The 2,512-nt window shown below is 62.1% G+C and carries 2 protein-coding genes and 1 pseudogene; all 3 read right to left on the bottom strand.

All coding sequences use genetic code 11. The features are described from left to right. A partial coding sequence (gene murD / locus Y707_RS32815; RefSeq protein ID WP_035781506.1) for a UDP-N-acetylmuramoyl-L-alanine--D-glutamate ligase occupies window positions 1-893 on the bottom strand: 893 nt, incomplete at its 3' end. Then, complete coding sequence (gene mraY / locus Y707_RS0112205; protein ID WP_026535305.1) at window positions 875-1,978, bottom strand: phospho-N-acetylmuramoyl-pentapeptide-transferase; 1,104 nt, start codon at window positions 1,976-1,978, stop codon at window positions 875-877. The genes mraY and murD, both read right to left, overlap by 19 nt. Further along, window positions 1,975-2,512 (bottom strand): annotated as a pseudogene (locus tag Y707_RS25575) (glutamate ligase domain-containing protein); the annotation flags it as partial. The pseudogene Y707_RS25575 and the gene mraY, both read right to left, overlap by 4 nt.

The following is a 2,512-nucleotide window of genomic DNA, read 5'->3' as shown; positions in this document are numbered from 1 at the left end:
CGCCGGTTTTCGATGTAGGCCCGGTCCACGAGCAGGTTATCGACGACGCCGACCATGCTCAGCCCAGGAGTGTTGGTGGTGAAACCGATGGCCCGGCAGCCCTCTACTACATCGGCTTCCTCGACCATCCTCTCGGTCTCCGGAGCTTCGGCATTATAGACGGCGGCCACTTGGGTATTCGCGTAAACCTTCGCCTTGTCCGCAAGGTATTCGTCGTAGGACCCATGCCAGTCGACATGGTCCTCGGCGACATTGAGGCAAACGCTGGCCAGCGGCGACAGGCTGTGCGACCAATGAAGTTGAAAGCTGGAAAGTTCGACGGCGAGCACATCGTATCCGTCCGGGTCCCGGATGGCATCCAGCACCGGGGTTCCGACGTTCCCGACGGCGATGGCGCGTTTGCCCGCGGCCTGCAGCATCGCTTCGGTCAGCCCGACCGTCGTCGTCTTACCGTTGGTGCCTGTGATCGCCAGCCATGGGGCCGCCGTCCGCCCCTGGCGTTGGCGCAGCCGCCAGGCAAGTTCGACGTCGCCCCAAATGGCGATGCCCGCTTCGGCCGCGGCCGCCAGCAGTGGATTCCGCGGACTCCATCCCGGCGATGTCACCACCAGCTCCGGCGCACTGCCGGAGACGTCGGGCAGCGACTCTCCGTACTCGGCACCCAGGAGAACTTCCTGGACCCCGACGATTTTGAGCGTATCCGCTTTTGCCTTGGCTTCAGCGTCCGTTGCGGCATCGACGACGACGACCTGGGCGCCCAGCTCGGCCAGCGTGTCCGCTGCGGAAAAACCCGACACGCCAATCCCGGTAACGACGACGCGCAGCCCGGCCCAGTCGGCGTCCCAGCTGGTCAGCTCCGCCAATCGGTCGGCACTCACAGCGCGACCAGCCATTCGGCGTAGAAGATGCCGAGGCCACTGGCGACACAGAGTCCGCAGACGATCCAGAACCGAACGACAATGGTCACTTCCGCCCAGCCCTTGAGCTCGAAGTGATGCTGCAGTGGCGCCATTTTGAAGATCCGCTTACCGCGGGAAATTTTGAAGAAACCAACCTGCAGAATGACGGAAAGGGTGATGATCACGAACAGTCCGGCAATGATGGCCAGCAGCAGTTCGGTGCGTGACAGGATCGCAAATCCGGCAAGCGCTCCGCCGAGCGCGAGCGAACCGGTGTCTCCCATGAAAATTTTCGCCGGCGAGGTGTTCCACCACAAGAAGCCGATCAGGGCACCGCAAAGGGCTCCAGCCAGCATGGCCAAGTCGAACGGATCACGCACCTCGTAGCAGGCTCCCGTGACTCCGGGCGAACCACAGTTCTGGTTTTGCTGCCAGATGCCCATCAGCAGGTAGGCGCTGAAGACCATGACGCAGGCACCGGCGGCCAGACCGTCCAGTCCGTCCGTCAGGTTAACGCCGTTCGTAGCCGCCGTGACGATCAGGTTGGACCAGATAATGAACAGAATTACGCCGATGATGGTTCCCGCAAACGCCAGATCGACCCATGTGTCCCGGACGAACGAGATCGCGGTGGAAGCAGGCGTGCGGCCACGGCTGTCGGGAAAATTCAGTGCCAGAACGGCAAACAGTATGCCGACGGCGCTCTGCAGCGTGATTTTCGCGGCGGCGTTCAGGCCAAGACTGCGCTGTTTCGAAATCTTGATGAAGTCATCGAGGAATCCGACCAGTCCCATACCGACCATCAGCAGCAATAGCAGTCCGCCTGAAATGGATGGTCCGGTGTTGTCGGGGTTGATCAGAAATATGATCAGATGCGTGAGGAAATAGGATGCCACCACTGATGCGACGACGACGGCGCCGCCCATGGTGGGGGTTCCGCGCTTCGTATGGTGTGTGGTTGGCCCATCGTCGCGGATGAACTGTCCATAGCCGCGGTTGACCAGCACTTTAATGAACAGCGGGGTCCCGACCAATGCGAAGATCAAGGCCAGAGCACCGCCGATGAGCAAAGTGATCACGACTGCGAACTCCCTTCCTGCGTGGCCTTGATTTCGTCCACTTCCACGCCGGACGGAGCCGCAGCGGAAGCCAAGTCGTTCGGGGGCAATGCTATCCGATCGCCCAGAAGACGCAGTCCGGCCCCATTCGAGGATTTGAACAACACCAGGTCGCCCGCGCGCAGCCCAGCCTGCAGGAAGTCCTCGGCTGCATCCATGTCCGGAACATAGGCGGCCTCATCGCCCCAGGATCCTTCGAGCACAGCTCCGTTGTGGATCGGTTTGGCTCCAGCACCAACAACGACCAGCCGGGAAATGTTCAACCGGACGACGGTGCGGCCCACTGCATCGTGCTCTTCGATCGATTCATTGCCCAGTTCGAGCATTTCGCCCAGCACGGCCCAGGTCCGGCGTCCCCGTCCAAGTTCGGCGAGAGTCCGCAGGGCCGCCCGCATGGAGTCCGGGTTCGCGTTATATGCGTCGTTGATGACGGTGACGCCGTCGGCCCTTTCGGTCCGCTCCATCCGCCAGCGGCTCGCAGGCGCCTCAGGCGAG

This window comes from Arthrobacter sp. H14, assembly GCF_000520495.1.
In the GTDB taxonomy this organism is placed as follows: Bacteria; Actinomycetota; Actinomycetes; order Actinomycetales; family Micrococcaceae; genus Arthrobacter_C.
This window is presented reverse-complemented; position numbering and strand designations above follow the sequence as displayed.